The sequence below is a fragment of the Wohlfahrtiimonas populi genome (assembly GCF_002006795.1).
GTDB classification, from domain to species: domain Bacteria; phylum Pseudomonadota; class Gammaproteobacteria; order Cardiobacteriales; family Wohlfahrtiimonadaceae; genus Wohlfahrtiimonas; species Wohlfahrtiimonas populi.
In genome coordinates this window covers 96630-123408 of record NZ_MVDN01000003.1, presented here as the reverse complement: position 1 = coordinate 123408, position 26779 = coordinate 96630, and the positions used below count along the sequence as shown (strand labels likewise).

General features: G+C 37.3%; 24 protein-coding genes. 10 read left to right on the top strand and 14 right to left on the bottom strand.

The window, feature by feature from the left end; all coding sequences use genetic code 11:
• Positions 1-8 precede the first annotated feature (8 nt).
• The 3 genes from hutH to hutI form a co-directional block, all read right to left on the bottom strand.
• Entirely contained in the window at positions 9-1547 is a 1539-nt protein-coding gene (gene hutH / locus BZK16_RS04990; RefSeq protein ID WP_077927804.1) for a histidine ammonia-lyase, read from the bottom strand.
• Between the two features lie 69 nt (positions 1548-1616).
• Positions 1617-2579: a formimidoylglutamase gene (hutG, locus tag BZK16_RS04985; RefSeq protein ID WP_077927803.1), complete on the bottom strand. Its 963-nt coding sequence runs from the start codon at positions 2577-2579 to the stop codon at positions 1617-1619.
• A gap of 25 nt (positions 2580-2604) precedes the next feature.
• Positions 2605-3837 carry an imidazolonepropionase gene (hutI, locus tag BZK16_RS04980; protein WP_077927802.1) on the bottom strand — a complete coding sequence of 411 codons (1233 nt, stop codon included), beginning with the start codon at positions 3835-3837 and terminating at the stop codon, positions 2605-2607.
• A gap of 461 nt (positions 3838-4298) precedes the next feature.
• On the opposite strand from hutI, the gene BZK16_RS04975 reads away from it, so the two are divergent.
• A complete protein-coding gene (locus BZK16_RS04975; RefSeq protein WP_077927801.1) occupies positions 4299-6326 on the top strand; it encodes a urocanate hydratase in 2028 nt (675 codons plus the stop codon).
• A gap of 201 nt (positions 6327-6527) precedes the next feature.
• Positions 6528-7250 (top strand): UTRA domain-containing protein, encoded by a 723-nt coding sequence (locus BZK16_RS04970; RefSeq protein ID WP_077927800.1) that lies wholly within the window; start codon positions 6528-6530, stop codon positions 7248-7250.
• A 23-nt stretch (positions 7251-7273) separates the two neighbouring features.
• Here BZK16_RS04970 and BZK16_RS04965 read toward each other — a convergent pair whose 3' ends face one another.
• From BZK16_RS04965 to BZK16_RS04950, 4 genes are read right to left on the bottom strand one after another with little or no spacing between them, the layout of a single operon-like run.
• Positions 7274-7846: a nucleotidyltransferase family protein gene (locus tag BZK16_RS04965; protein ID WP_077927799.1), complete on the bottom strand. Its 573-nt coding sequence runs from the start codon at positions 7844-7846 to the stop codon at positions 7274-7276.
• Entirely contained in the window at positions 7846-8457 is a 612-nt protein-coding gene (locus BZK16_RS04960; protein ID WP_077927798.1) for a YiiX family permuted papain-like enzyme, read from the bottom strand. The genes BZK16_RS04965 and BZK16_RS04960 overlap by 1 nt, the downstream gene beginning before the upstream one ends.
• Before the next feature lie 17 nt (positions 8458-8474).
• Complete coding sequence (locus BZK16_RS04955; RefSeq protein WP_077927797.1) at positions 8475-9470, bottom strand: YeiH family protein; 996 nt, start codon at positions 9468-9470, stop codon at positions 8475-8477.
• Positions 9460-9768, bottom strand: a complete 309-nt coding sequence (locus tag BZK16_RS04950) for an FtsB family cell division protein (RefSeq protein WP_077927796.1) — start codon at positions 9766-9768, stop codon at positions 9460-9462. The genes BZK16_RS04955 and BZK16_RS04950 overlap by 11 nt, the downstream gene beginning before the upstream one ends.
• Positions 9769-9855: 87 nt before the next feature.
• On the opposite strand from BZK16_RS04950, the gene prfA reads away from it, so the two are divergent.
• From prfA to BZK16_RS04930, 3 genes are all read left to right on the top strand, one after another.
• The gene (prfA, locus tag BZK16_RS04945; RefSeq protein WP_077927795.1) at positions 9856-10944 is read left to right on the top strand and encodes a peptide chain release factor 1; all 1089 of its coding nucleotides are present in this window, start codon (positions 9856-9858) and stop codon (positions 10942-10944) included.
• A 60-nt stretch (positions 10945-11004) separates the two neighbouring features.
• Positions 11005-12870 carry a bifunctional 2',3'-cyclic-nucleotide 2'-phosphodiesterase/3'-nucleotidase gene (locus BZK16_RS04940; RefSeq protein ID WP_077927794.1) on the top strand — a complete coding sequence of 622 codons (1866 nt, stop codon included), beginning with the start codon at positions 11005-11007 and terminating at the stop codon, positions 12868-12870.
• Between the two features lie 1047 nt (positions 12871-13917).
• Positions 13918-14862: a sigma-70 family RNA polymerase sigma factor gene (locus BZK16_RS04930; RefSeq protein WP_077927792.1), complete on the top strand. Its 945-nt coding sequence runs from the start codon at positions 13918-13920 to the stop codon at positions 14860-14862.
• A 57-nt stretch (positions 14863-14919) separates the two neighbouring features.
• Here BZK16_RS04930 and BZK16_RS04925 read toward each other — a convergent pair whose 3' ends face one another.
• On the bottom strand, positions 14920-15339 hold the full coding sequence (locus BZK16_RS04925) for a universal stress protein (RefSeq protein WP_077927791.1): 420 nt from the start codon (positions 15337-15339) through the stop codon (positions 14920-14922).
• A 279-nt stretch (positions 15340-15618) separates the two neighbouring features.
• Between BZK16_RS04925 and BZK16_RS04920 the strand changes: the two genes are divergently transcribed.
• Positions 15619-16719, top strand: coding sequence for an alpha-hydroxy-acid oxidizing protein (locus tag BZK16_RS04920; RefSeq protein WP_077927790.1), 1101 nt, complete (start codon positions 15619-15621; stop codon positions 16717-16719).
• A 76-nt stretch (positions 16720-16795) separates the two neighbouring features.
• Here the strand turns inward: BZK16_RS04920 and gap are convergent, their stop codons facing one another.
• From gap to miaB, 3 genes are all read right to left on the bottom strand, one after another.
• Entirely contained in the window at positions 16796-17791 is a 996-nt protein-coding gene (gap, locus tag BZK16_RS04915; RefSeq protein ID WP_077927789.1) for a type I glyceraldehyde-3-phosphate dehydrogenase, read from the bottom strand.
• Between the two features lie 106 nt (positions 17792-17897).
• On the bottom strand, positions 17898-19391 hold the full coding sequence (locus BZK16_RS04910; RefSeq protein ID WP_077927788.1) for a leucyl aminopeptidase: 1494 nt from the start codon (positions 19389-19391) through the stop codon (positions 17898-17900).
• A 41-nt stretch (positions 19392-19432) separates the two neighbouring features.
• Positions 19433-20782: a tRNA (N6-isopentenyl adenosine(37)-C2)-methylthiotransferase MiaB gene (miaB, locus tag BZK16_RS04905; RefSeq protein ID WP_077927787.1), complete on the bottom strand. Its 1350-nt coding sequence runs from the start codon at positions 20780-20782 to the stop codon at positions 19433-19435.
• A 165-nt stretch (positions 20783-20947) separates the two neighbouring features.
• Here miaB and BZK16_RS04900 point away from each other — a divergent pair, with 165 nt between their 5' ends.
• On the top strand, positions 20948-21778 hold the full coding sequence (locus BZK16_RS04900; protein ID WP_158076810.1) for a YwqG family protein: 831 nt from the start codon (positions 20948-20950) through the stop codon (positions 21776-21778).
• A gap of 58 nt (positions 21779-21836) precedes the next feature.
• Here BZK16_RS04900 and BZK16_RS04895 read toward each other — a convergent pair whose 3' ends face one another.
• From BZK16_RS04895 to rluD, 3 genes are read right to left on the bottom strand one after another with little or no spacing between them, the layout of a single operon-like run.
• Complete coding sequence (locus BZK16_RS04895; RefSeq protein ID WP_077927785.1) at positions 21837-22235, bottom strand: hypothetical protein; 399 nt, start codon at positions 22233-22235, stop codon at positions 21837-21839.
• 3 nt (positions 22236-22238) lie between these two features.
• Entirely contained in the window at positions 22239-23006 is a 768-nt protein-coding gene (gene pgeF / locus BZK16_RS04890) for a peptidoglycan editing factor PgeF (RefSeq protein WP_077927784.1), read from the bottom strand.
• A gap of 2 nt (positions 23007-23008) precedes the next feature.
• Complete coding sequence (rluD, locus tag BZK16_RS04885) at positions 23009-23977, bottom strand: 23S rRNA pseudouridine(1911/1915/1917) synthase RluD (protein WP_077927783.1); 969 nt, start codon at positions 23975-23977, stop codon at positions 23009-23011.
• 63 nt (positions 23978-24040) lie between these two features.
• Between rluD and BZK16_RS04880 the strand changes: the two genes are divergently transcribed.
• The 3 genes from BZK16_RS04880 to BZK16_RS04870 are packed head-to-tail and all read left to right on the top strand — an operon-like array spanning position 24041 to position 26768.
• Positions 24041-24805 carry an outer membrane protein assembly factor BamD gene (locus BZK16_RS04880; RefSeq protein ID WP_077927782.1) on the top strand — a complete coding sequence of 255 codons (765 nt, stop codon included), beginning with the start codon at positions 24041-24043 and terminating at the stop codon, positions 24803-24805.
• A gap of 6 nt (positions 24806-24811) precedes the next feature.
• Positions 24812-26074 (top strand): 3-deoxy-D-manno-octulosonic acid transferase, encoded by a 1263-nt coding sequence (locus BZK16_RS04875; RefSeq protein ID WP_077927781.1) that lies wholly within the window; start codon positions 24812-24814, stop codon positions 26072-26074.
• A gap of 1 nt (position 26075) precedes the next feature.
• The gene (locus BZK16_RS04870; RefSeq protein WP_077927780.1) at positions 26076-26768 is read left to right on the top strand and encodes a hypothetical protein; all 693 of its coding nucleotides are present in this window, start codon (positions 26076-26078) and stop codon (positions 26766-26768) included.
• Positions 26769-26779 lie beyond the last annotated feature (11 nt).

Genomic DNA, 26779 nt, shown 5'->3' with positions numbered 1-26779 from the left:
TTATGCGATTAGCTTAAAGAGAAGCCGAGAGCTTTCTCTACATTGTCCACTAGATCTGTTTCTAACAAATCTGCTGATTTGTGGATGTCAGGATAGATTACGCGATCTTCCGTCAAAGTTGGGATTTGTGAACGAATAGTATCGTACGCAGCTTTTGTGCCTGTGCCTAAAGCTTTACCCGCATCTTTTTTGTTTAAATCAACTGCTTGGCTTGCTAACATCAATTCCATGCCAACAACTGCTTTGGCATTTTTGTAGATGCTTTGCGCTTTGCGTGCAGCGATTGTGCCCATGCTTACATGATCTTCTTGGTTTGCAGAAGATGGAATAGAATCCACGCTTGCAGGATGTGCTAGCACTTTGTTTTCAGAAACTAAAGATGCCGCTGCATATTGCACGATCATAAAGCCAGAATGTAAACCACCTTGCTCTGTCAAGAATGCAGGTAAGCCGTTATTCAAAGCAGGGTTTACTAAACGCTCAATGCGGCGCTCACTCACGTTAGCCAATTCAGCTAAAGCAATGCCTAAGAAATCGAAAGCCAATGCCATTGGCTGACCGTGGAAATGCCCGCCAGAAATCCCCATTTTTTTATCCACTAGGATGATTGGGTTGTCTGTTACTGAGTTGATTTCAATGTCTACTTTGCGACGTACATATTCAATCGCATCATGGCTAGCACCGTGAATTTGTGGTGCGCAACGTAATACATAAGCATCTTGTACGCGAATATCGCCTTGATGCGTTGTGCGTTCACTATTAGCTAACAAAGATAATAAGTTCTGTGCTGAAGCACCTTGTCCTGGATGTGGGCGAAGTGCATGCAATTCAGGGATGAATGGATCTGTGATGCCATTCAATGCTTCCATTGTCAAAGCAACCGCAATATCACTTGCTTTCAATAGTTTGATCGCATCATAACAAGTCAATGCACCGACAGCAGTCATTGCTTGCGTGCCATTGATCAATGCTAAACCTTCTTTCGATGTTAATTCAATGATTGGAATGCCAGCTTTTGCCATAGCTTCTTTACCAGGTAAAATTTCACCTTGGTATTCTGCTTCACCTTCGCCGATCATTGGTAGAACCATGTGTGCTAACGGTACTAAGTCGCCACTCGCGCCTAATGAGCCTTTTTCAAAAATCTTTGGATGAACGCCTTTATTCAACATGTTCATCAAAGTTTCGATTGTGCTCAAGCGAATGCCTGAATAGCCTTTAGCTAGGTTGTTGATGCGAAGTAGCATCATTGCACGCACTGCATCTGTTGGCAAATAATCGCCCACGCCACATGAATGGCTGATGATTAAGTTGCGCTGTAGATCTTTGGCTTGATCTTTAGAAATGTGAACATTACTGAAGTTACCAAAACCTGTTGTGATACCGTAAACGATTTCACCAGATTCAACTAATTCATCAACGTATTGACGAGAAATATCAATACTTTTAATGGATTCAGCGGTTAGTTCAACAGTTGCACCTAAACGAGCAACTTCTACAACGTTATCAAGCGTTAAGCTATTTCCGTCAATTTTAATTACAGTCATAATTGATCCTCTACTTTACGTAACTGTGTGTAAGGCGATGTTTATAATATTTTTGAGCGGGTTATTATTTTAGTTATTTGCCCAGCTATTGTAGATGTGCCATGCGATGCGTGCTGCTGTTTTAGCGCATAACATGTCACGATCTAAACTTGGATTGTATTCAACCAAATCAACAGCTTTCAATTTATTGGAGCTGATGATGGTTTCTGCCAAAATTAAATAAATTTGTGTGCGAACGCCCAAAGTACTTGGTGCAGATACAGCAAACATTTCTGCAAATGGTAGGGCATCCAAATCAATGGTTAAATACACAACATCTAAATCAGCTAAGAATGCATTCACTTGATTGTTGAGATTTGCAATATTGCCTTCTGTGCATTCTGTATCCCAAATGATTTTAACGTTCAATTCATTGGCGGTATCGAGTAATGCTTTTGTATTAGAAGCACGGCTAACACCAACGCATAAATAGTTAAATGGGCGATTGCTGTTTTGGCACTCTTCTGCCAATTGTTTAAATGGTGTTCCTGACGATGCGGTATTAGCTTTACGAACATCTAAGTGAGCATCAAAGTTGATGATGCCAATGCGTGCATCAGGATAAGCATCATATAAACCTTTGGCATGAGCATAAGCAGTTTCATGACCACCACCAAACACTAATGTTGGTAAGCCATTTTGATGGCAAGCAGTGATATGCTCAGCAAATGCTGCTTGTACAGCAGGTAGAGAATCCCCTTGGAAAATCACGTTGCCCAAATCCACTAAAGGTTTAGTTGCTTCATGATCAGCAAAGTTTGCCATGCCTTGGCGAATAATATTCGGTGCAGTTGCAGCGCCAACGCGTCCTTTATTCAGTTCAACACCTTTGTCGCACATGAATCCCATCAATGCAATGTGATTAGGATATTTTTCAGGTGCAAAAACAGATGCTTGTTGAACGGTTTGGAAAATTCTTTTAGCACTTGGGCTTTCCGCTGAATCATCGCGACCTTGCCAAATGTTCTCTGGTGTTTGTTCCCAAAACTGCATAGTGTTCTCCTCAAAGTATTATGCGTTATTGCGCGATTTTGCCATGAAAAACGCGATGAACGAGTGGATTGTGTCCAAGTTCATAAAATATTTCGACAGGATTTTGTACGTTCCAAACTGCAAAGTTAGCAACAAAATCTTGTTTTAGTTGTCCGTGTGTCTCTTTTCGGCCTAAAGCTTGGGCTGCATTTCTTGTCACACCTTCCATGACTTCTAAAGGTGTTAAGCCAAACTGTACAGAAGCTGCATTCATCGCAAAGCGGATAGAAGTAAATGGGCTTGTGCCAGGATTAAAGTCTGTAGAGATTGCCATTGGTACTTTATATTGTCTTAATAAAGCAATGGGTGGTTTTTGAGTTTCGCGTAAGAAATAGAAAGCTAAAGGTAATAGTGTTGCCACTGTGCCTGATTGTGAAATGGCTTTAATCGCTGCTTCATCTAGAAATTCAATATGATCTACAGATAAACCATTGTATTTAGCAATGAGTTCACTGCCACCTAAGTTAGACATTTGCTCCATGTGACCTTTCACAGGAATGCCTAGCTCTTTAGCGCGATCAAATACTTTTTTAGTTTGCTCTAGAGAGAAGCCAACGGATTCACAAAATACATCCACTGCTTCATATAAACCTTCTTGCCATAATGTTGGCATGATGGTTTCGCAAATGAAATCAATGTATTCATCTGCTTTGTCTTTATATTCTGGTGGTACAGCATGCGCTGATAATAGTGTGGATGCGATTTCGATTGGGTAATTTTTAGCTAAGTCTTGTGATACTTTTAATTGCTTACGTTCATTTTCTAGATCCAAGCCATAGCCTGATTTAGATTCAATGGTTGTGACACCTTCATTTGCCAAGGATTGCATGCGTGGGAAAGCTAAATCATGCAGAGCTTGCTCAGATAATTCGCGAGTATTACGAACTGTTGAATTAATGCCACCGCCTTGTTTTGCGATCTCAATATAAGGCACGCCATTTAAACGCATTTCCCACTCTTTCGCACGATTGCCACCGAATACTAGGTGGGTATGGCAATCAATAAAACCTGGTGTGACTAAGCGGTTTTCTAAATCAACTGTAGTTGCATCAGCTGGTTTTGTATAAGTTGCAGATGGTAATACCGCAATGATTTTATCATCATGAGTGATGATGTCATGTTGATCCAATAAACCATATTCTTGATCAATGGTTGGATCCATTGTCATTAATCTGCCATTAGTCCAAATTGTGCAGTTATTTGGGAGTTTCATTGCCATCCGCCTTTATCAATACTAATTCAATAACAACATTATAGATTCAGATCATACGAATGTATAACCCTTAAAAATGCTTTCACAAGCTTTTGACTACAATATTATGTATAGACATTTGTCTGTAAACTGAAATGATTAGATCATTAAAGAATGTAATTATCAAGAAATTTATGCAAATAAAAAATTTATTCTTTTAAAATCAATTATATTTTTAATATTAATATTCTTTGAAAATGTATAGTGGAATTGCTATACAACTTTGTTAAAGCTTTCTCATGAAGTGAGAATGTAATTTATATTGAAAGTTTATATCTAATTTATTCAATATTTTTCAGTATGATAAGTTGATTGATGCATAGAATTTAGAAAGAATACATTTTATTATTAGACAAACAAAAAAAATCCTTTATATTTGTATAGACAATGTTTAGCATAAATTACTTTATATTTTTAGGAGGGTAACAATGACAACGAATTATGATGTGTCCCAAGCGATGGAAATCAAATTAGATAACACATTGCCAGAATATCCAGCGTTTGATCCACAATATAGACGTGCACCAAATCGTGGCTTTCGTCTAACACAAGCACAAGCAGAAGTGGCTTTGAAAAATGCTTTGCGTTATGTGCCTGAAGAATTGCATGAAACATTAGCGCCAGAATTCATGGAAGAATTGGTGTCTTATGGCCGTATCTATGCTTATCGTTTCCGTCCTGAAGGCCGCATTTATGGTAAAGGCATAGAAGAGTATAAAGGCGCTTGTGTTGAAGGTAAATCAATGCAAGTGATGATGGATAACAACTTAGACTTTGAAATCAGCTTGTATCCATATGAATTGGTGACTTATGGTGAAACTGGCCAAGTTTGCCAAAACTGGTTGCAATATCGCCTCATTAAAAAATATCTAGAAGTGATGACGCAGGACCAAACATTGGTTGTGCAATCAGGTCATCCTTTGGGTTTATTCCCATCTAAACCAGATGCGCCGCGCGTAATCATCACAAACTCATTGATGATCGGTATGTTCGACAATCCAAAAGATTGGGAAATTGCTGAACAAATGGGTGTTGCTAACTATGGTCAAATGACAGCTGGCGGTTGGATGTACATCGGGCCACAAGGTATTGTTCATGGTACATTCAATACAATTTTAAATGCAGGTCGTTTGAAATTAGGTTTGAAAGATGATCAAGATTTAAAAGGCGTATTGTTCGTAACAAGTGGCTTGGGTGGCATGAGTGGCGCGCAACCTAAAGCGATTGAAATTGCAAACGGTGTTGGTATCGTTGCAGAAGTGGATTTCTCTCGTATTCAAACACGTTTGGATCAAGGTTGGGTTTCTTTAGCAAGCTCTAACTTGAAAGAAGTATTTGATACAGCACAAGAGTATTTGGACAAGAAAGAAACAATTTCTATCGCTTACCACGGTAACATTGTGGATCTATTGGAATATGCGGTAGAAAACAATATTCACATTCCTTTATTGTCTGATCAAACATCTTGCCACAACGTTTATGATGGCGGTTACTGCCCACAAGGCGTTTCTTTTGAAGAAAGAACAGCAATGTTGGCAAATGATCGTGAGAAATTTATTGGTTTAGTGAATGCTTCATTGCGTAAGCATTTCGAAATGATTCAAAAATTATCAGAAAATGGTTCTTACTTCTTCGATTATGGTAATGCATTCTTGAAATCTGTTTATGATGCAGGTGTTACAGAAGTTTCTAAGAATGGTTACGATGAGAAAGATGGCTTTATCTATCCTTCATACGTTGAAGATATCTTAGGTCCTGAATTGTTTGACTACGGTTATGGTCCATTCCGCTGGGTTTGCTTATCAGGCAATCCTGAAGATTTGCGCAAAACTGACCAAGCTGCAATGGATTGTATTGATCCTAATCGCCGTGGACAAGATCGTGATAACTGGATCTGGATCCGTGATGCAGAGAAGAACAAAATGGTTGTGGGTACACAAGCTCGTATTTTGTATCAAGATGCTGAAGGCCGCACAAAGATCGCATTACGCTTCAATGAAATGATCAAAAATGGTGAAATTGGCCCAGTCATGTTAGGCCGTGATCACCATGACGTTTCAGGTACGGATTCACCATTCCGCGAAACTTCTAACATCAAAGATGGTAGTAATGTGATGGCAGATATGGCAACTCAGTGCTTCGCAGGAAATGCAGCACGTGGCATGAGCTTAGTTGCATTGCATAATGGCGGTGGCGTTGGTATCGGTAAATCCATCAATGGTGGTTTTGGTATGGTATTGGATGGCTCTGACCGTGCTGCTAAGATCATCGAATCAGCAATGATGTGGGATGTAATGGGCGGCGTTGCAAGAAGAAGTTGGGCGAGAAATCCTAACTCAATCGCAACGAGCGTTGAATACAATAAAAACTACGCAGGCAAAGGCCATATCACATTGCCATACATTCCTTGTGATGACTTGGTTAAGCGTGTTGTTGCAGAGAAAACCAAGAAATAATTAGTTTTTATAGTAAATCGGCTCAAAATAAGCTTATCCGCATCCTTCCCGGAGGGAAGGATGCTAAAAAGTGATATATTTCTAGCGTGAAACAAAAAGGTGCTAGGTTTTGGTGATAAACTGAAATCTAGCACCTTTCTTTTATGTTGTATGCAATAATAGGAAAATCACTGATTAACTTAATTTGGCTAAAGAGAAATTATGCAGAAAGTCACCATGGCAATTCCTAAATATAAAAATATAAAAAATTACATCTTAAGTGGAATTACTTCAGGTTTATTCAAACAAGGTGGGCAAATTCCAACAGAATTGGAACTGTCTGCAATGTTTGAAGTGAGCCGAATGACGGTGAATCGTGCCATTACAGATTTAACTGCGCAAAATGTATTAACACGCATTCCGGGTAAAGGGACATTTGTGACAGCAGAGAAAGCAGCAGCCTCTGCTACGAATGTGACGGATATTGCATTAGAAGTTACAAAGCGTGGCAATAAACATTCCATCAAAGTATTGGTGCAAGATGTTGTCAGTGCAGATGAAAATGTTGCATTGGGTTTAGGGATTTTTACAGGTTCTAGTGTGCATTTTTGCCATTTAGTGCATTATGAAAATGGTCAGCCGTTGATCATTGAAAAGCGCTATGTGAACCCGATTTTTGTGCCAAATTTTATTGAGCAAGACTTTCTGAAAACTACGCCAAGCGGTTATTTACTAGAGAAACATGGCTTAAGCCGTATGGAGCAAACGATTGAAGCCGTTGCTGCGACAGAAATCCATGCGGATTTATTAGAAATCCCCGCAGGTGAACCATGTCTATACATTACAAGAAGAACATGGGATCGCAATAATATTATCAGTGTTGCCCAGTTTTTAGCACCTGGCATGCGCTATAAATACTTTGTGAGTACAGATTTTTCGAGTTAGTTATAGAAATAGTTTGAGCTGGCTTAATAGATGATTTTGACTTTAGGCCATTGTGCTGAATATTGCTTTTGCTGAATCCGTTTTTTATAGTATGCGTAATCTACAAGGGTAGGATTCCATCGGATGATCATTTGGAGTAAATCAGCTAATCCAAAAGGTGCAATAATATCTAATTCATTATTGTTATTTAACTTAATGGCAACAGCAGTGGCAGTTTCAGGCCATGTAGCAATTGCTTCTTCTAAACAGCTGAAGGCTTCAATTTTTTTACTAAAGTATTTGTCATACCATTGGTGAACATTTGCTTGATTGGTGATATCCCACTGAATGTTTGGAAATTGAAGTTGTAAGTGTTCTGTGAAACTTTGGTATTGCATCAAGTTGTGATCTTCTGAATCAAAATATACAAGATCTATGTCAGATGATTCTATAGAAATATCAATATCATGTAGATAAGCCCAAGTGATGTTTCTAATGAGTCCTGCACCAATATAAATATTGAGATGATGATAGCCTTGTATAAAGGAAAGAATAGACATTAATTCATCATGTTGTTTGACGATTGTAAATAAGGTACCGTTATCTATATTGTTCATTAATATTGAATCACCGTTTCCAACAATGGGCTCTCAAACATGGATTGAGGGCTAATGACCGTTTCGTTCATGGGAATATTTTTGCCATAACGCTCTTTGATTTTTTGTTGCACGATTGGATGTGATAAATCGAAATCACCTAAACGTTCTAATGTGCCAATTTCGATACCTGTTGCTCGTTGGTAAATTTTCCATACAATTTCAGAGCAATACATTTTTTGGTCATTCCATTCAAAAGTTTGATCATAAGATTTGCCTAGAAAACCTTGGGCAATTTTCTGCATTTTCAATTTATTTTGCGGTGTGAGCACTTGTTCTGAATTTTTGAGGCGTTTAACAACATAATGGCCTTTTTCACCACGCGCTATCCATTCTTTTAAGGGCGTTGATTTAACAGGTTGAACAGCCTCAAAAACATAAGGCTGTCCTTTTTTATGAAAGATAATACCCATGTGAGAATATTTGGATTTTGTTACAAGTTGTATTGCTTGGCTTTGGGAAGATCGAGAGGTTTGGAAAATAATATCACCATCTTGCAAAGATTTTGCATCAGTAATAGTTATAAGGATAGCAATGATCAAAAGAGCAATTGTGTACATATAACGGCGCATGATATTTTTCCTTGCTGTTAAATATAGCCCATAAAATACATCACAATCAACGCAACGATAGATAATACAATCCAACAGATTAAGCCCATGATAATGGGTTTGATGCCATTTCTGAGTAATTTCGCAAGATCCGTATTTAAGCCAATGCCAACCATTGCAACGATGATTAGGAATTTGCCTGATTGTGCTAAAAAGTGTGTGATGTTTGTTGGAATGAAGCCTAAAGAATTAATCAAAGTTGTGATGATGAAGCCTGTAATGAAATAGGGAATTGCTTTAGTGAGTTCAAATTTATAATCAGCATTGGCAGTTTGTGCTTTTGCCATATAAATGGATAAACCAAATGTAATCGGAATGATCATCAATGTGCGTGTGAGTTTAACAATCGTTGCTAATGCACCTGATTCATCACTGTAAGAATATGCAGCAGCCAATACAGAGGATGTATCGTTAATCGCTGTACCTGCCCAAATACCAAAAGCTTCATTGCTCATATTGAGTAAATGACCCAATGCAGGGAAGAGAAAGACAGCAATGATGTTGAATAAAAAGATTGTGGCAATCGCATAAGATATTTGTTGATTGCTCGCACTTACGATAGGTGCTGTAGCGGCAATTGCTGAACCGCCACAAATACTTGTGCCAACGCCAATCAATGTCCCTGTGACAAAATCTAGTTTCAAAGCTTTGGCTGCAATGTATGCTGTGATAAAGGTTGCCAATAGTGTGAACAATATAATCCATAATGAGCTTAGGCCAACAGAAACAACTTCCTGAATGCTCATCTCAAAGCCCAATAAAATAATGGCGTAATGTAAGAATTTTTTGCCTGTAAAGCTTGTGCCGATGCTGATGATTTCAGATTGCTTGGAAAAAATTGCATTCAAAGCAATGCCAATCGTGATACCAAATACAGCACCGCCAATTAAAGGAAAGCTTTTACCTAAATAAAATGCAATGATGCCAACCAAAAAACAAACAGAAATCCCTGCAATGGCCCAATTATTTTTCATTTTTGTTTTCTTCTTCCTCAGGTAAGATTTGATAGAAGGTTTCATCTTCCTGTATGAATCCTAATTTATAACGTGCTAATTCCTCTTGTGAGTTCACATCATTTTTTAAACTGGAGATTGTCACTTCTAAAGAGTGATTTCGATCTTCTAATTTTTTATTTTGTACTTCTAAATCAGCAATCTTCGCTTCTAAATTGGTAATGGCGTGAACGCCTTGTTCCTCATCAAACCAAAGATGATAAGTGAAGTAAAAAACAATTCCAGCCATAAAAGCTAAGAAAACATGCAGCCATTTCATAAATTTTGTCCTATCGGGTACACGAAGCGCGAATATTTTGCGATAATAACCATTTTATCTATTTCTAGAATAATATAGTAGAACTTTATGAATCCATCGATTATCCATAAATTAGATCAGTTGATTGAGCGCCACCAAGAAGTGGGTGTTTTGTTATCTGAGCCTGATGTTATCAGCAATCAAAATAAGTTTCGTGAGCTTTCTCAAGAATACGCACAATTATCACCTGTTGTGGATGAATTCACAGCATGGAAAACCAATGAATTTAACTTAACTGAAGCAAAAGAAATGCTAGAGAGTGGCGATGCTGAGTTGAAAGAAATGGCAAAAGAAGAGTTGCCATTATTAGTTGCACGCCAAGAAGAGTTGGAAAAGAATTTACAGATTTTGTTATTACCTAAAGATCCTAATGATGACAGCAATATCTTCTTAGAAGTTCGTGCGGGTACAGGCGGTGATGAAGCCGCAATCTTTGCCGGTGATTTATTCAATATGTATGCACGTTATGCAGAAGGACGTCGTTGGCAGGTTGAAATTGTCTCTGAAAACCGTGGTGAGCATGGTGGCTTTAAAGAGATCATTGCACGTGTGATTGGCCACGGTGCTTATTCTCGCTTGAAGTTTGAATCAGGTGCGCATCGTGTTCAGCGTGTACCAGAAACAGAATCTCAAGGTCGTGTTCATACATCGGCTGCAACGGTTGCGATTTTGCCAGAAGTACCTGAAACAGAAGCTGTGAATATCAATCCTGCAGATTTGCGCATTGATACATTCCGTGCATCAGGCGCAGGTGGTCAGCACGTTAACAAAACTGACTCAGCAATTCGTATCATTCATATTCCTACAGGAACAGTTGTTGAATGTCAGGATGAGCGTTCACAGCATAAAAATCGTGCACGTGCGATGAGCTTATTGGCATCACGTTTGTTAGAAGCTGAGCGTGAGAAAGAGCAAAAAGCAATGAGTGATAGTCGCCGTAGTTTGGTTGGTTCTGGTGATCGTTCTGAACGTATTCGTACTTATAACTATCCGCAAGGCCGTATTACGGATCATCGCATTAACTTAACATTGTATAAGCTGGAAGATGTCACTGGTGGCGATTTAGATCAAGTGATTGAGCCATTGATCCAAGAGCATCAAGCAGATATGTTGGCTGCATTAAGTGAGCAATCATAAGTAGTTTCGAAACCGCCTTTGGGCGGTTTTGTTATATAGTAAGCAATATAATGATTATTGATGAATGAGAACATTTTGAATAAACAGCGTGCCCAATTAAAAATTTTAGCAACGACAGATCTACATGCTCACGTTACGAATTATGATTATTATCGTGATGAAGTTTTGGCAGATTTTGGTTTGATTGGTTTGGCTGATGTCATTCAAGAGCTTCGTGCAAATCACCCCAATACATTATTAGTGGATAACGGCGATTTCCTACAAGGCAATCCTATTGGTAATTATCTTCGTGATTATTCATTAGAGAACATGAATCCCATCGTTCATATTATGAATGAGCTCAAATATGATGTGGGAACGCTAGGGAATCATGAGTTTGATTTTAGTATCGAATTTCTAGAAAAAATGATGGCTGATGTTCAATACCCCATTGTGAATGCTAATATTGTGAATGATAGTCATAAACCTTGGATTCAGCCTTATGTGATTTTAGATAAAGCCATCACGCTAGATTCAGGTGAAGTTAAAACAATAAAAATTGGTGTGATTGGCGCATTACCACCACAAGTGATAATGTGGAATCATAAAGTTTTTGCAGATTATGCAAAAGATCATGAAGAATTATATGTAGGCGATATCATTGAAACAATTACTTCAATGATTCCTAAAATTAAATCAGAAGGTGCTGATTTAATTATTGTGTTAGCACATTCAGGTTTTGCAACTCGTCCTTATGAATTAGGTGCTGAGAATGTAATTCAATTTTTAGCAGAGATTAAAGACATTGATGCAATCGTAGCAGGACATGCACATAGCACTTTTCCTGATGATGAACATCATTTTGATCTACCAATTGTAATGGCTGGTTCCTTTGGGCAATATTTGGGTGTAATTGATTTTGATTTGGAATATTGTGATCAGAAGTGGTGCATTATTCAAAGCTCAGCATCGCTGATAGAGAATCAACAACGTGAGCAATTTCAATCGACATTGTTTCGACTCATAGAGCCTGCACATGAATTAGCTAAAGAGCGTATGAATACGCCAATTGGGCAAAATCAGACACTCTTTTCAAGTTCATTGTCTTTAATTCAAGATGATGCTTGTACGCAATTGGTTGCAGATGCTCAACTGTGGTATGCCAAGCAGTTATTGCAAGAATTGGGGCAAAATGAATATTTTGATTTGCCACTATTAAGTGCTGTGCCGGCTTTTAAAGTGGGCGGGCGAAAGAATGCACCTTATGATTTCACTTGGATAGAAAAAGGTGTTTTTACTTTTAAAAATGTTGCAGATCTCTATCCTTTTAACAATCAATTAGCGCTAATTAAAGTAACTGGCAAAGAGCTCAAAGAATGGTTGGAATGCGCTAACAGCATTTATTTTCAAATCCATGAGACTGATGAAGAGCAGCGCCTCATCAATTGGCAAAACCATCGTGGTTACAATCGCGATGTAATTAAAGGCGGTATAAAGTATCGTGTGGATGCTCGCTATCCTCGTCGCTATAACGGCGATTGTGTATTGGTGAATCCTGAAAGTGAACGGATTAGCCTTTTAACTTATCGAGATCAATTGATTGCTGATGATGCTGAATTTATTTTGGCAACCAATCAATACCGTGCTTATTCAGGAAAATTTCCAGGCAGTGGTGAAGAAAAAGTGATTACTTTATCTGCTGACGAAATTCCTGCGATTATTGAACTATACTTACAAAATATGGTGCAAGACTGTGGTGTGATCAATGTGGTAGCTGAGCAGAATTGGTCTTTATCTATGGGTAAGGCTAATAATGTGATCTACGAAACATCACCAACGGCACAAGATCTGGATTATATTGTTGAAAATAACTCTCAAGTTACATTTAGTGGCTTGTATGACGCACAAAAATTCGCTTTGTATAAAATACGGTCATATATTTTGTAATATATGTACTAAACTCAGTATAAGAGAAAAAATTTGATCCAGCTCAATGTTAATTTNGCAGCGCCTCATCAATTGGCAAAACCATCGTGGTTACAATCGCGATGTAATTAAAGGCGGTATAAAGTATCGTGTGGATGCTCGCTATCCTCGTCGCTATAACGGCGATTGTGTATTGGTGAATCCTGAAAGTGAACGGATTAGCCTTTTAACTTATCGAGATCAATTGATTGCTGATGATGCTGAATTTATTTTGGCAACCAATCAATACCGTGCTTATTCAGGAAAATTTCCAGGCAGTGGTGAAGAAAAAGTGATTACTTTATCTGCTGACGAAATTCCTGCGATTATTGAACTATACTTACAAAATATGGTGCAAGACTGTGGTGTGATCAATGTGGTAGCTGAGCAGAATTGGTCTTTATCTATGGGTAAGGCTAATAATGTGATCTACGAAACATCACCAACGGCACAAGATCTGGATTATATTGTTGAAAATAACTCTCAAGTTACATTTAGTGGCTTGTATGACGCACAAAAATTCGCTTTGTATAAAATACGGTCATATATTTTGTAATATATGTACTAAACTCAGTATAAGAGAAAAAATTTGATCCAGCTCAATGTTAATTTGAGAATTATTGGTAAAACTTTCCATTTTTTTGTATGAATATTGATCAATATTTCTTTGCCATTAAATTGATTAAATTTATGGTGTAAATTTTCCTTATTGTTAGAAAAGTTCTAATGTAAATTTACATAAGTTATTGCTTTATTAATACCTCAGCAATTGTCTGTATTATCAGGTTAATTTAGATTTTGGTAAATGTTAATAAATGTATTGAATGTATATTTTATTAAGCATTATGTTGTTAATTGAAATTATACGAAAGTATTATTGATAATTTAAATATACATTTGCAACTAATATCTAATTATAAAAATTATAAATAATAATTATATAAGTTTTTTATTTTGACTGATATCTCATTGAATATACTATGTCCCCGTAGAAACAACGATTTAAGATAAGTATTAAAAGGGTTGTATATGAATAAGCAGGGATTAGATAGTGATTTTGATAATGATATGCCACACGATCAATTAAATGTAGCAAACGAAGCTAATGAGGAGTTTTCTAATATCATTACTAGTTATGATAAGCATAGTAATATAGATGTCTCAGATTCTTTAAGCATGTATTTCAGTGCGTTAGCAAATAATGAATTGCTAACAGCTGATGAAGAGAAAGAATTAGCTTATCTTGTTCAGCAAGGTGATGAAAAAGCTCGTCAAAGAATGATTGAAAGCAACTTGCGTTTAGTTATTGCTGTTGCTAAACGTTATAGTAATCGTGATGTTTCGTTATCAGATTTAATCTCTGAAGGTAATCTTGGTTTAATGCAGGCTGTTGAGAAATTCGATCCTGAAATGAATTACCGCTTTTCAACTTATGCTGTTTGGTGGATTCGTCATGCGATTGAGCGTGACATTATGAATACAGGCCGAGCAGTACGTTTGCCAATTCATCTACATAAAGCCATTAATCGTGTTTTGAAAGTACAACGCGAATTGGCTGTAACATTGAATAGAGAGCCAACTTACGCTGAATTAGCAGAAGCTTGTGATAAAACAATTGCTGAAATTGAAGAACTGTTATTAGACAATGAAATGGTCTTATCACTAGATATGGAAGTGAATGAAGATCAAGGCTCATTATTAGATATGTTATCGAGTGAAAATCGCACAGATAACGCTTTGGGTATGATGGAAGAAGACTCTTTAATGAATACTTTAGAGCAAGGTTTGCGTGTATTGGATAAAGAGGCTCGTGATGTCATTGTAGAGCGCTTTGGTTTGCGTGATGATATTTCTAAAACTTATGCAGAAGTTGGTAAGATTTTACATATGACAAGCGAAAAAGTACGTAGAGTACAGATGAAAGCTTTGAAAGAGATCCGAGAATATCTTGTGAAACAATATGAAGTTTGTTAAGCATTAACGAAAAGCCCCTGTAGTAGGGGCTTTTTAGTCATTAGGATTTGAAAGTAGTTATTTTACTAACAATACTGGCATTGTTGCTTTTTGAACAACTTCATTACTAACGCCACCTAACACAAATTTTTGTACGGCATTTAAACCACGGCTACCAATCACAATGATTTCAGCACCTGTTGTATTTGCGTGTTGAATGATTGTTGGTGAAGCTTCACCAGTCACGATAGATACTTTATTTTTAACGCCAGCATCATTGAGAATTTTTTCTACAGGGCTAATGCGAGCTTGTCTTGCTTTGTCTTGTTCTTCTTTAGAAGGTTCTAATAGAATTTCACGTGCAGTTTTTGGTGGAACATTCACGTAAAGAATATCAACAATTGCATCTGTCTCAATTTTTGCGATTTTTTTTGCTTCTTCAGTTGCACGAAGAGAGTTTTCAGAACCATCAACAGCCAATAGGATTTTTTTATACATGTGATCTCCTTTTAGATAAATACAATAGTCATAATTTCCTGTTATCAGTATAAGATATTACCATTAAAAAGTCCCTGATAATATAGGTTTATAAGGACTTTCTTGCTTAATTAATCCTCAGTTGAGAAGTATAATCCATTTATTACATTTTACTTACATATTTTCTCTCATATATATTATTTTGTTCTTTATTTGGAACGATCTATTTCTTATTGTTGCATTTATATAATTTTAGCTAAGCATTAGAATGATTCAAACAATCATCATGGAGAAGTGGATATGTTAAGTAATGCAGAAGGACTAATCAAAATTATTAATTTGGAAACTTTGGAAAAAGAAGCATCAGATAAAATAGATAGAGGTGCATTTGGCTACGTTCAAGGTGGTGCTGAGGATGAATTAACCTTGCGTGCAAATATTGAGTCATTCAATAAAAAGCAAATCATCCCCAATGGCCTAGCTGGATTGGACGGTGCAGATACTAAAGTGACCTTTTTGGGTGCTGAGTTAGCAAGCCCTATCATTATTGCACCGATGGCAGCACATGGCTTATTACATGAAGTGGCTGACAAAGCGACAATTACGGGTGCAGGGAAAGCTGGCACTATGATGGGCGTTAGTACATATGCAAGTGTAATGTTAGACCAAATTGCTGCTGCTTCGCCGAATACGCCTTGGTTTTTCCAGTTGTACATGAGTCGTGATAATGGATTCAATGAGCATATGATTAGTAAAGCAGTTAAAGCAGGTGCTAAAGCCATTGTATTAACCATTGATGCAGGTGTGCCTGGAAATCGTGAGTCGGATAAAAAGAATAACTATAATTACAGTATGGCAACACCAAATGTAGCTGAATATTATGAAGGTAAATCTATTACGCACAGTGAAGCCCGTGCAATGCGTAAAATTAGTTTCACAGCCGAAGATATTCAATACATTAAATCCATTAGCCAAGGTTTATTGGTATTTGTGAAAGGTATTCAAGCACCAGAAGCTGCTGAAATTGCGGTGCAAGCAGGTGCAGATGGCATTTGGGTGTCAAGTCATGGTGGTCGCCAAATGGATGGTTCACCATCTTCATTTGATATGTTGCCATTGATTGCCAAACAAGTGAATAAGCGTGTACCAATCATTTTTGATAGTGGCATTCGTCGTGGCTCTCATGTGTTTAAAGCATTAGCATCTGGTGCAGATATTATTGCTGTCGGTCGCCCCGTTCTTTATGGGTTGATTTTGGGTGGTTCTGAAGGTGTGAAAGCTGTATTTGATCAATTAAATTATGAATTGCATACAACGATGATTTTGGCAGGGAAGAAGAATATTGATGAAGTGAAAGCAACAAAGTTATTTGATGTTGCTACACAGCAAATAGAAAAATAGTTAGGGCAGTTAAAATTAAGTTAATAAAAAAGCTTCGCATTGCGAAGCTTTTTGCTATTAAGTTTGAGTATTAAAATTACTTAGAGATGTGAGCTACTAAGTCTAATACTTTTGCTGAGTAACCGATTTCATTATCATACCAAGCAACTACTTTAACGAATTTATCAGTCAAAGCGATACCTGCTTTAGCATCAAATACTGAAGTACAAGTTTCACCTAAGAAATCTGTAGAAACTACAGCATCTTCTGTGTAACCCAAAATACCTTTCAAAGCACCTTCTGATTCTGCTTTCATTTTTTCACAAATTTCAGCATAAGTTGCAGGTTTTTCTAAGTTAACTGTTAGGTCAACCACTGAAACGTCTGGTGTAGGTACACGGAAAGACATACCAGTTAATTTACCATTCAATTCAGGAATTACTTTACCGACTGCTTTAGCTGCACCTGTTGATGATGGAATAATGTTTTGAGCTGCACCACGGCCACCGCGCCAATCTTTAGCAGATGGAGCATCTACAGTTTTTTGTGTTGCTGTTGTCGCGTGAACTGTTGTCATCAAACCTTCAGTGATGACCCAGTTATCATTCAATACTTTAGCAATTGGTGCCAAGCAGTTTGTTGTACAAGATGCGTTAGAAACGATGTCTTGACCTGCATAAGCTTCGTGGTTAACACCCATAACAAACATTGGTGTGTCATCTTTAGAAGGACCAGTTAATACAACTTTTTTAGCGCCAGCTGTGATGTGTTTACGAGCAGTTTCGTCAGTTAAGAAAATACCAGTACCTTCTACAACTACGTCAACGTTGATTGCGCCCCAGTTCAAGTTAGCAGGATCTCTTTCAGCTGTTGTACGAATAGCTTTGCCATTCACGATCAATTGACCATCTTTAACTTCAACAGTGCCTTTGAAACGGCCATGAGTTGAATCATATTTCAACATATACGCCATGTAATCAACATCGATTAAGTCATTAATACCAACAACTTCAATGTCATTGCGCTCAAGTGCTAAACGCATAACAAAACGACCAATACGTCCAAATCCATTAATTCCAACACGAATAGCCATTATTTTCTCCTTGATTATTTAATGGGCATTTACACTAATGTTAATGGCTATATTACTATAGCCACAAAAATATTAAATTGAATTATATGATTTATTTATCAAATAATTAGGCTTTGCTTTGTTTTACAATGTAGTCAAGCAATAAACCAACTGGGCGACCAGTTGCGCCTTTATTTGTACCTGCTGAGTTCCATGCTGTGCCTGCGATGTCCAAATGCGCCCATGAATATTTTTCAGTGAAGCGAGACAAGAAGCATGCAGCAGTGATAGAACCACCTGCGCGACCTGCACCGATGTTAGCGATATCAGCGAATGGGCTATCCAATTGTGGTTGATATTCATCCCAAATTGGTAATTGCCATACGCGATCAGATGTTGCTTTACCACTTTCGATGATTTGATCAGCTAACTCTTGGTTATTTGCAAACAAACCTGTAGGGATATGTCCCAATGCCACAATGATTGCGCCTGTTAAAGTTGCAACGTTGATCACAGCTTTAGGTTCATATTGTTCCGCGTAAGTTAATGCATCACATAAAATTAAGCGGCCTTCAGCATCAGTGTTCAAAATTTCAATTGTTTTACCAGACATAGATGTTACAACATCACCTGGTTTAATTGCTGAGCCTGATGGCATGTTTTCAACCGCTGGAATCAATGCCACAACATTGATTGGCAATTCTAATTCAGCGATGGATTGCATTGTGCCTAATACAGTTGCAGCACCGCACATGTCATATTTCATTTCGTCCATGCCTGCGCCTGGCTTCAATGAAATACCGCCTGAATCGAATGTTACACCTTTACCAACTAAAACAATCGGAGCAGCTTCACGATCTTCTGCACCATGATATTCCAATACAATGAAGTTTGGTGCTTCCACGCTGCCTTGTGAAACAGCGACAATTGCGCCCATTCCCAAACGTTTGATGTCGCTATCGTTCAAAATTTTGCAATGAAGGTCATCATATTTGCGCGCCAAGTTATCAGCAACATCAGATAAATCTGTTGGTGTTAAATGATTTGCAGGCGTATTGCCTAAATCTTTTGCTAGATCTACACCTTTTTCTAATGCCAAACCATAAGTAAATGCATTTTGAACTTCTTCAGTGATTGCAGCTACGTTGATGCTGTAAGTTTGAGCATGTTGCTCATCTTTCTTGCTCTTGTAATCATTGAATGTATAAGTTGCATGGCTCACAGTTTCGATGATCTTAGGAATCGAATATGTTTTTTTGCCACAGTTACTTAGAATTGAGAAAGTGATGTTGGTTGCTGGCGTTTTCTTTGCCCATAAAGTTGCAACTTCCACAGCTTTACTTAAAGTCTCAATGGATGATTTTTCGCGTGAGCCAAAACCAACCATCAACAAATAACGTGCTTTTAAATTTGCAGGTTTGAAGATCGGGAAAATTGAACCTGTTTTACCAGTTAGTTCACCAGAATCTAGCAATGCTTGTAATTCACCGTTCATCATGGCATCTAAAGCTTTTGCATCTGGAGATAACTCTTCTTCATAGCAGTTAACAACTAAAATATCAGTTTCTAGCGACTGAATTTCATCGCTACTTAATTGATATGAAACGGGTTGAATTTTCATGAATATCCTTCCTATATTTTTTATCAATGGGTTATATTAGATTACTCTAAAACTAATCGGCCACGCAAAGAATTTGGTAATGCTTCTGTGATGATCACATCACAGAATTGACCAATTAATTCATGTGGACCTTCAAAGTTAACAACGCGATTATTTTCTGTGCGGCCTGCTAAGATTTTTGGATCATTCTTAGAAGGGCGGCTAACTAAAATACGTTGCTTAGTGCCAACCATGCCTTCTGAAATAGCATTCACTTGTGATGTAATTTGTGCTTGTAAGCGAGTTAAGCGCTCTTTTTTCTCTTCCATTGAAACATCATCAGGTAATGAAGATGCTGGTGTGCCAGGACGAGGAGAATAGATGAAGCTGAATGACATGTCATAATTCATCTCTTTCACTAAATCCATCGTTCTTTCAAAATCTTCTGCTGTTTCACCAGGAAAGCCCACAATGATGTCTGTAGATAATGAAATATCAGGGCGAACTTTTTGTAATTTACGAATTTTTGACTTGTACTCAAGCGCTGTATGGTTGCGTTTCATTGCCATCAAAATCTTGTCTGAACCAGATTGGATAGGTAAGTGAAGATGTGAAACCAATTCAGGTACGCGAGCATAAACATCAATCAAACGATCAGAGAATGCAATTGGGTGAGATGTCGTAAAGCGAATGCGCTCAATGCCATCAATTTTAGCAATATATTCGATTAACAAAGCTAAATCGCAGATTGATTCATCTGGCATTTCACCTTGATAATCGTTCACGTTCTGACCTAAAAGATTGATCTCTTTAACACCTTGTTCAGCCAATAATGAGATTTCACCAATCACATCTAAAACTGGGCGCGAAATTTCTTCACCACGTGTATAAGGTACGATGCAGAATGAACAGTATTTGTTACAACCTTCCATGATTGAAACAAACGCTGAAGGGCCTTCTGCACGAGGTTCTGGTAAATGGTCGAATTTTTCGATTTCAGGGAATGTAACATCCACTTGTGCGCCATTGCCTTTCCAAACATCATTCAACATTTTAGGTAAGCGGTGCAATGTTTGTGGACCAAATACGATATCAACATAAGGCGCACGCTTACGGATTAATTCGCCTTCTTGGCTAGCAACACAACCGCCAACACAAATAATGATATTAGGGTTTACTGCTTTGAGTTCGCGCCAGCGACCTAATTCAGAGAAGACTTTTTCTTGTGCTTTTTCGCGAATGGAGCAAGTATTCAAAATGATAACGTCAGCATTTTTTACGTCATCAGTTTTTTCTAATTTGCAGAAAACTTTCAAGCTGTCAGCCATTTTGTTTGAGTCATACTCATTCATTTGGCAGCCTTGAGTTTGGATAAAGAAAGTTTTGGAAGAATATAATTCGGTGGTAGTCATAAAATTCTAAATAATAAAAACTATGTGAGTTAAATAACGTGAATTCTACACGGTTTTCAGAAAAAATTCTGAAAGAAATAAATATGGCATACTACGCACTTTATTCATGGGGAAAGAGATCATTATGATCACCAAAATTCAATATCCTGAAGTATTACACAAGCATTGATTGATTTACTAAAAAAGTCAGAGCGATTAACCATCAGTTTGTCAGCAGATGAATCGATAGATGTTAAAGATCAGGCATATTCTAGCAAATTAGGCGGTGTTGCATATTTTCCTAAAGAACAGGAATATCCGCGAAATAAAGATGGACAGCCTTTGGCGCTGATTGCTCAATTGAATTTATCTGAAATTTTTGCAGATTCATCTTTAGCAGAAGCATGTGATGCGGATCATGTTTTAAAATACTATCCAAGAACTGGCATGCTGAGCTTTTTCAATGATGCAACAGATGATTTGATGGGTTTGGAATTTAAAGAGCCTTTCAGTAAAACAGGCTATCGTGTTGTGTATTTTCCTGAAATCATCAAGAGTGATGACAACGTGGCGTTAGCTGAATTTAATGAACTTGCAGAAATAGCAAATGATGATTGCTATGGTGCTTTAGGCATGGATCAAAGTTATCTCATCACATCTTCATTGAAATACACAATTCCATCGTTGGAAATTGCAACATTGGATGATGAGAATCTTTTTAAATTCCATGATTACACTGAAAATCAGTTAGATGAAGAAAGCGGTGAGGATGTTATGGAAGCTTTATATGATCAAGCATCTGAAGTATGCCAAGGTCATGCTATAGGTGGGTATCCAATGTTAACGCAATCAGATCCTCGCCATGAAAATGATGATAGAGCAATCTTATTATTCCAATTGGATAGCGTGGGCGATGTGATGTTGGGTGATTGCGGTTCTATGCAATTCTTTATCTCTGAAGAAGATTTGAAAAATAGAGATTTTTCTAATGTTTTATATGATTGGGCTTGTTGTTAATTTGTAAAGTACGATTAAAAAAAGGCGCTAGGTGCGCCTTTTTAAATCATTAGAAATGTTAAATTTTCTCATAAGTGCCTGCTAAACTTGCGCCACCCGAACAATAGTAGAATAGAGAAGTTTCTTCCCCTGTAATGACTAGAGAATTATCTACAAATGAAAATGCGATATTTTCTTTACTGATATATTCTCCTTTGCCATTCCATTGTGCCTTGCCTTCATAGCCACAAGTTTGGCGCTTTTTCACATCATTGCGTGAATAAACTTTGATGGCAATTTCATCTGCTGATTTTTGTGGTGTGATTTGCACAGCAACCCAATCATATTTGTGCATACGCTTTGCATAATCTGCATTGGCATAAGTTGAAATAGTTATGGGTGCTGTTGGTGGTAGAGTTGAGCAAGCAGTTAGTGCCATTGTTAATATTGCAATAGATAGTGGATATGCTAACTTCATGAATTATCCTTCCATCCAAATCAATGTTGCTTGTCTGCCTGAATCTTTGCCATCTCTACGATATGAATAGAAATGTGTTGAATCTGTATAAGTGCAATATTCTCCGCCAGAAATTTGATGTTTAGCTAAGCCAAACTGTTCTAATTTTTGACGAGCAATGCCGTATAAATCTGCAAAGAAATGGTTGGCTCTTGAGCTATTCACAAAGAAAGACTCATAGCTTGAGTCACTGTCTAAAAATGCTTCTTTCACTTCAGGACCGACTTCAAAGGCTTTTTGTGAAATAGCAGGTGCAAGCCATGCAATGGTTGTGTGATCTAAAAATGGTGAAGCTTTTAGAGTGTTTTCTAAAATACCATTCAATAAACCACGCCAACCTGCGTGAATTGCTGCAACAAACGAACCTTGTTCGTTGGTTAATAAAATGGGTAAACAATCGGCTGTTAATATTGCACAAACTTGATTGGACTCTGTTGTGAAAGTGGCATCCGCCTCACATGTTGCTTCCATCTTGCTGACATCATGAACAATTGTGCTATGAGTTTGAGAAACCCAACGCGGAGGTTCAGGCAGTTTGAGTGCTTGAATCAATTGTTCGCGATTGCTAATGGTTGCATCACGATTCACATCAACATTTAAACCTAAGTTAAAAGAGTCAAACGGTATGTTGCTTTTGCCACCTAAACGAGTGGTTGTAAAAGCTTTGATGTTTTTAGGTGCATTCCAATTAGGTTGCACAACAGATAAACCATCAATTTTGACAATAGCCATGATTAATCCTCTAGTTGTTTTTGGTCTTCTTTAAAGATCTTGATAAGTTTTTCAAAATCTTCTGGGTAATCACATTCGAAGACCATTCTCTTCTCAGTTTTAGGATGAGTCAACTCTAATTTTTTCGCATGTAGGGCTTGACGCTTGAATTGGCGTAGTTCTTCTGCCAACTCTGGCACCATTTTTGATGGCAATTTTAAGCGCCAGCCATAAGTGCTATCACCAAATAAAGGATGATGGATAAAATTCATGTGCACACGAATTTGATGAGTACGGCCAGTTTCTAATTGGCACTCAATCAAAGTATGAGCACGATAATGATCCAAAATTCGATAATGAGTAATTGCAGGTTTACCAATCGCTTGTGCGCTCATTTTTTTACGATCAGTTTTATGACGACCAATAGGGACATCGATGGTTTGACCTGAAATCATTTCACCGCTTGCGATGGCGTGATAAGTTCTACCCATTGAATGATCGCTCAATTGTTCAACCAAATGATAATAAGCATCTAAATTTTTAGAGACAACCATTAAGCCAGTTGTATCTTTATCTAAACGATGAACAATACCAGCGCGAGGCAATAGATGTGCATGTTCATTATGATGCAATAATGCATTCAATAATGTGCCATCATGATTACCAGCAGCAGGGTGAACCACTAAACCCGCAGGTTTATTGATCACTAAAATGTCATCATCCTCATAAATAATGTCTAAAGGAATATCTTCAGCTTTAGCATCATTCAAATAATCTTGTTCTAAGATTAAGGTAATGGTAATGTTTTCTCCACCGTAAACTTTATCGCGAATTTTTGGTGCTTTACCATTCAAAGTTGCGTCACCATTTTTGATGGCATCTTGAATTTTCTTGCGAGAAAAGTTAGGCAATAGCTCGCTTAAAACAACGTCTAAGCGGTTGCCTGCGGAGGACATGGGAACAATTAATGAAAAAGTTTCTGTAGCTTGCATAAATTTGAGTATAATAGCGGGTTAAAATTTCTGTTAAATCACTAAATCACATGGATTTGAGATATGAATAAAACTGTTGTGCATTGTAGCGTACTTTTATCCGCAATGTTGTTGATTGTTGGATGTTCAGCTACCAAAAAAGAAGATCGTTATCGTATGATGTCTGGCAGTGATCTTCTACAAGAAGGTAAAAACAGCTTAGAAGGCGGTAGTTACAAAGAATCGATTGAGAGATTTGACGTCATTGAGGCAAGATTCCCTCAAGGTAGTTATGCAGAACAAGCAAAAATGAATAAAATGTATGCATATTACTTGAATCGTGATCACAAAGAAGCATTAGAAGAAGCGAATGACTTCATTAAATTATATCCAAATCATCCTAATACTGCTTATGCATGGTACATCAAAGGTTTAGTGAATTTCGATAAAGCACGTTCAATCATCGATAAATTCTTACCGCCAGATCATAGTAAAGTGGATCAGAAACAGTTAACAGAATCTTTAGAAGCTTTCTTAGTGATTTTGGATAAATATCCAAACAGTATTTATGCTGAAGATTCTGCAAAGCGTGTTACATATTTAAGAAATATTTTGGCAATGTCTGAAATTCACATTGCTAACTTCTATATGGAACGTAAAGCATACATTGGTGCAGCAAACCGTGCACAATACGTGATTGATAACTATGATGGCGCGCCAGCAGTTCAAGAAGCACTAGCCATCCAAGTAAAAGCATATCGTGCATTAGGTTTAGACGACATGGCTAATGATCGTTTGCGCATTTTGCAAATGAACTATCCTAATTATGAAGGCTTAGCGGCGCTATAATTATTTATGTTATTGATTGTTTATAAAATCCTATGGTGGATCATTCTGCCATGGGTTTTATTGTTTCGATATTTTAAAGATAAAAAATCTGGGCATGGCTGTCGCTATCTATTTGAGCGCTTAGGTTTTACGAAAGCAGCTTGCCCACATGATATTATTTTGCATGCAGTGTCTTTAGGAGAAGTGCGTGCAATGACACCTTTGGTGTTGGAAATTCAAAAACAATTACCTGATCAATCTATTTTAATTACAACCACAACATTGACAGGCAGAAAACAAATAGAACAAAGTTTTGGTGATACAGTTTCTGTCGCATTCTTACCCCATGATATTGGCTTTTTTATCCGCCGATTTTTAAAGAAAGTACAGCCAAAAGTATTGATGATTATGGAAACAGAAATTTGGCCGAATCTTTTGGATGCTTGTCAGACACTGAACATTTCAACCTTTATTATCAGTGCATGTTTATCTGATCGATCACAAAAAGGTTATGCAAAAATCCCCGCAACCATTCAACATTTATTAAAAAATGTGAAAATATTGGCACAGACAGAAGATGATCAAAAACGATTTATGGCTGTGGGTGCTCAAAAAGTTTCAGTGATGGGGAATTTGAAATATATCACTGTGTTACCTGATGATTTTAATTGCAAAGCTCAAACGTTGATTTCAGGTAAGCAAAACTACTTATTGTGGTGCGTTGCTAGTACACATGAAGGTGAAGAAAAGATCATCTTAAATGAATTCAGAAGAATCAATGAGCAATATCCTCACATTAAATTGGCAATTGCACCAAGACATCCTGAGCGTTTTGCTTCTGTAGAAAGCTTAATGAAAGATTATGGTTACAGTTATCAGAAGCGCAGTGAAACAAATTTTGATGAGTTTTCTTTAGAGCATCATGATATTTGGTTGTGGGATAGTATTGGGGAGTTATTATATTTATATGGTGCTGCTGATATTGTAACGGTTGCAGGAAGTTTTGTGACGATTGGTGGGCACAATATTCTGGAGCCTGCATTTTTGAATAAAGCAATTACAGTGGGATCACACATTGATAATATTCAAGATATGGTTAATCTATTTACACAAAACCATGCCATTATGGTATTAAATCATGATGATTTACATGAAAAAATTGTCTTATTGATTGAAGATCGAAAGCTTCGTGATGAAATGGGTGAAAATGCATATAATTGTGTGATGCAAAATCAAAAAGCATTGTCCTGTGTCATGGAGGAGCTTTATCATTGTTTAGGAAGGAGGTAACGTGAAAGTTTTAATACAAGAATTAAAGCAATTCTATGTGCCGCCTTTATCTAAATTATATTTTGAACGCATTGCTTTAGAGAAGTTAGTTTTTCATACACCGTTATTTGTTCGCATTGCTGATCCTGAAAGTTGGTTGGTGAAAGGTGCTTATCAAAAATTAAAGGGTTTATCGAATACAGCGCTGAAATGTCGTCTTGAAAATCTGAAAGCTTATTTAACTTTAGAGCAAGGTGGTTCAATTTTTGAAGGCCATCGTGTATTAACATTGAATGAGCCGATTCCTTATATCGAATGGCAATCACATAAAGGATTGTCAGCGTCGAGTGATTTATTAGGTAAGTTTAGCTTATTTGTGGATTTATTGGATTATGAGGATGATTTGGAAGCATTAAGTCAAAATATCCATGCAGTCCAAGAAAATTTTGATGACGCAATCCAAGTAGTTTTAATTGGTCCATCTAAATTGAGTGATCAGTTTAAGGAACAGCCTAACATTATTTGTATTGATCCTGATAAAACAACGCATCTTTCCTTTGCAGAGCGTTTTAAATTTAGAAATAGAAATGGTTTAACGCTTTTTAATTTTGGCAGTCGACCATATTTTTTGATCAGCCCACAAGGCTTATTGATGACATTTTTCACAAAACATGAGCAACAAAATTTGATGGATGAAATTAAGAAATATATCTAAGTATTAATGAA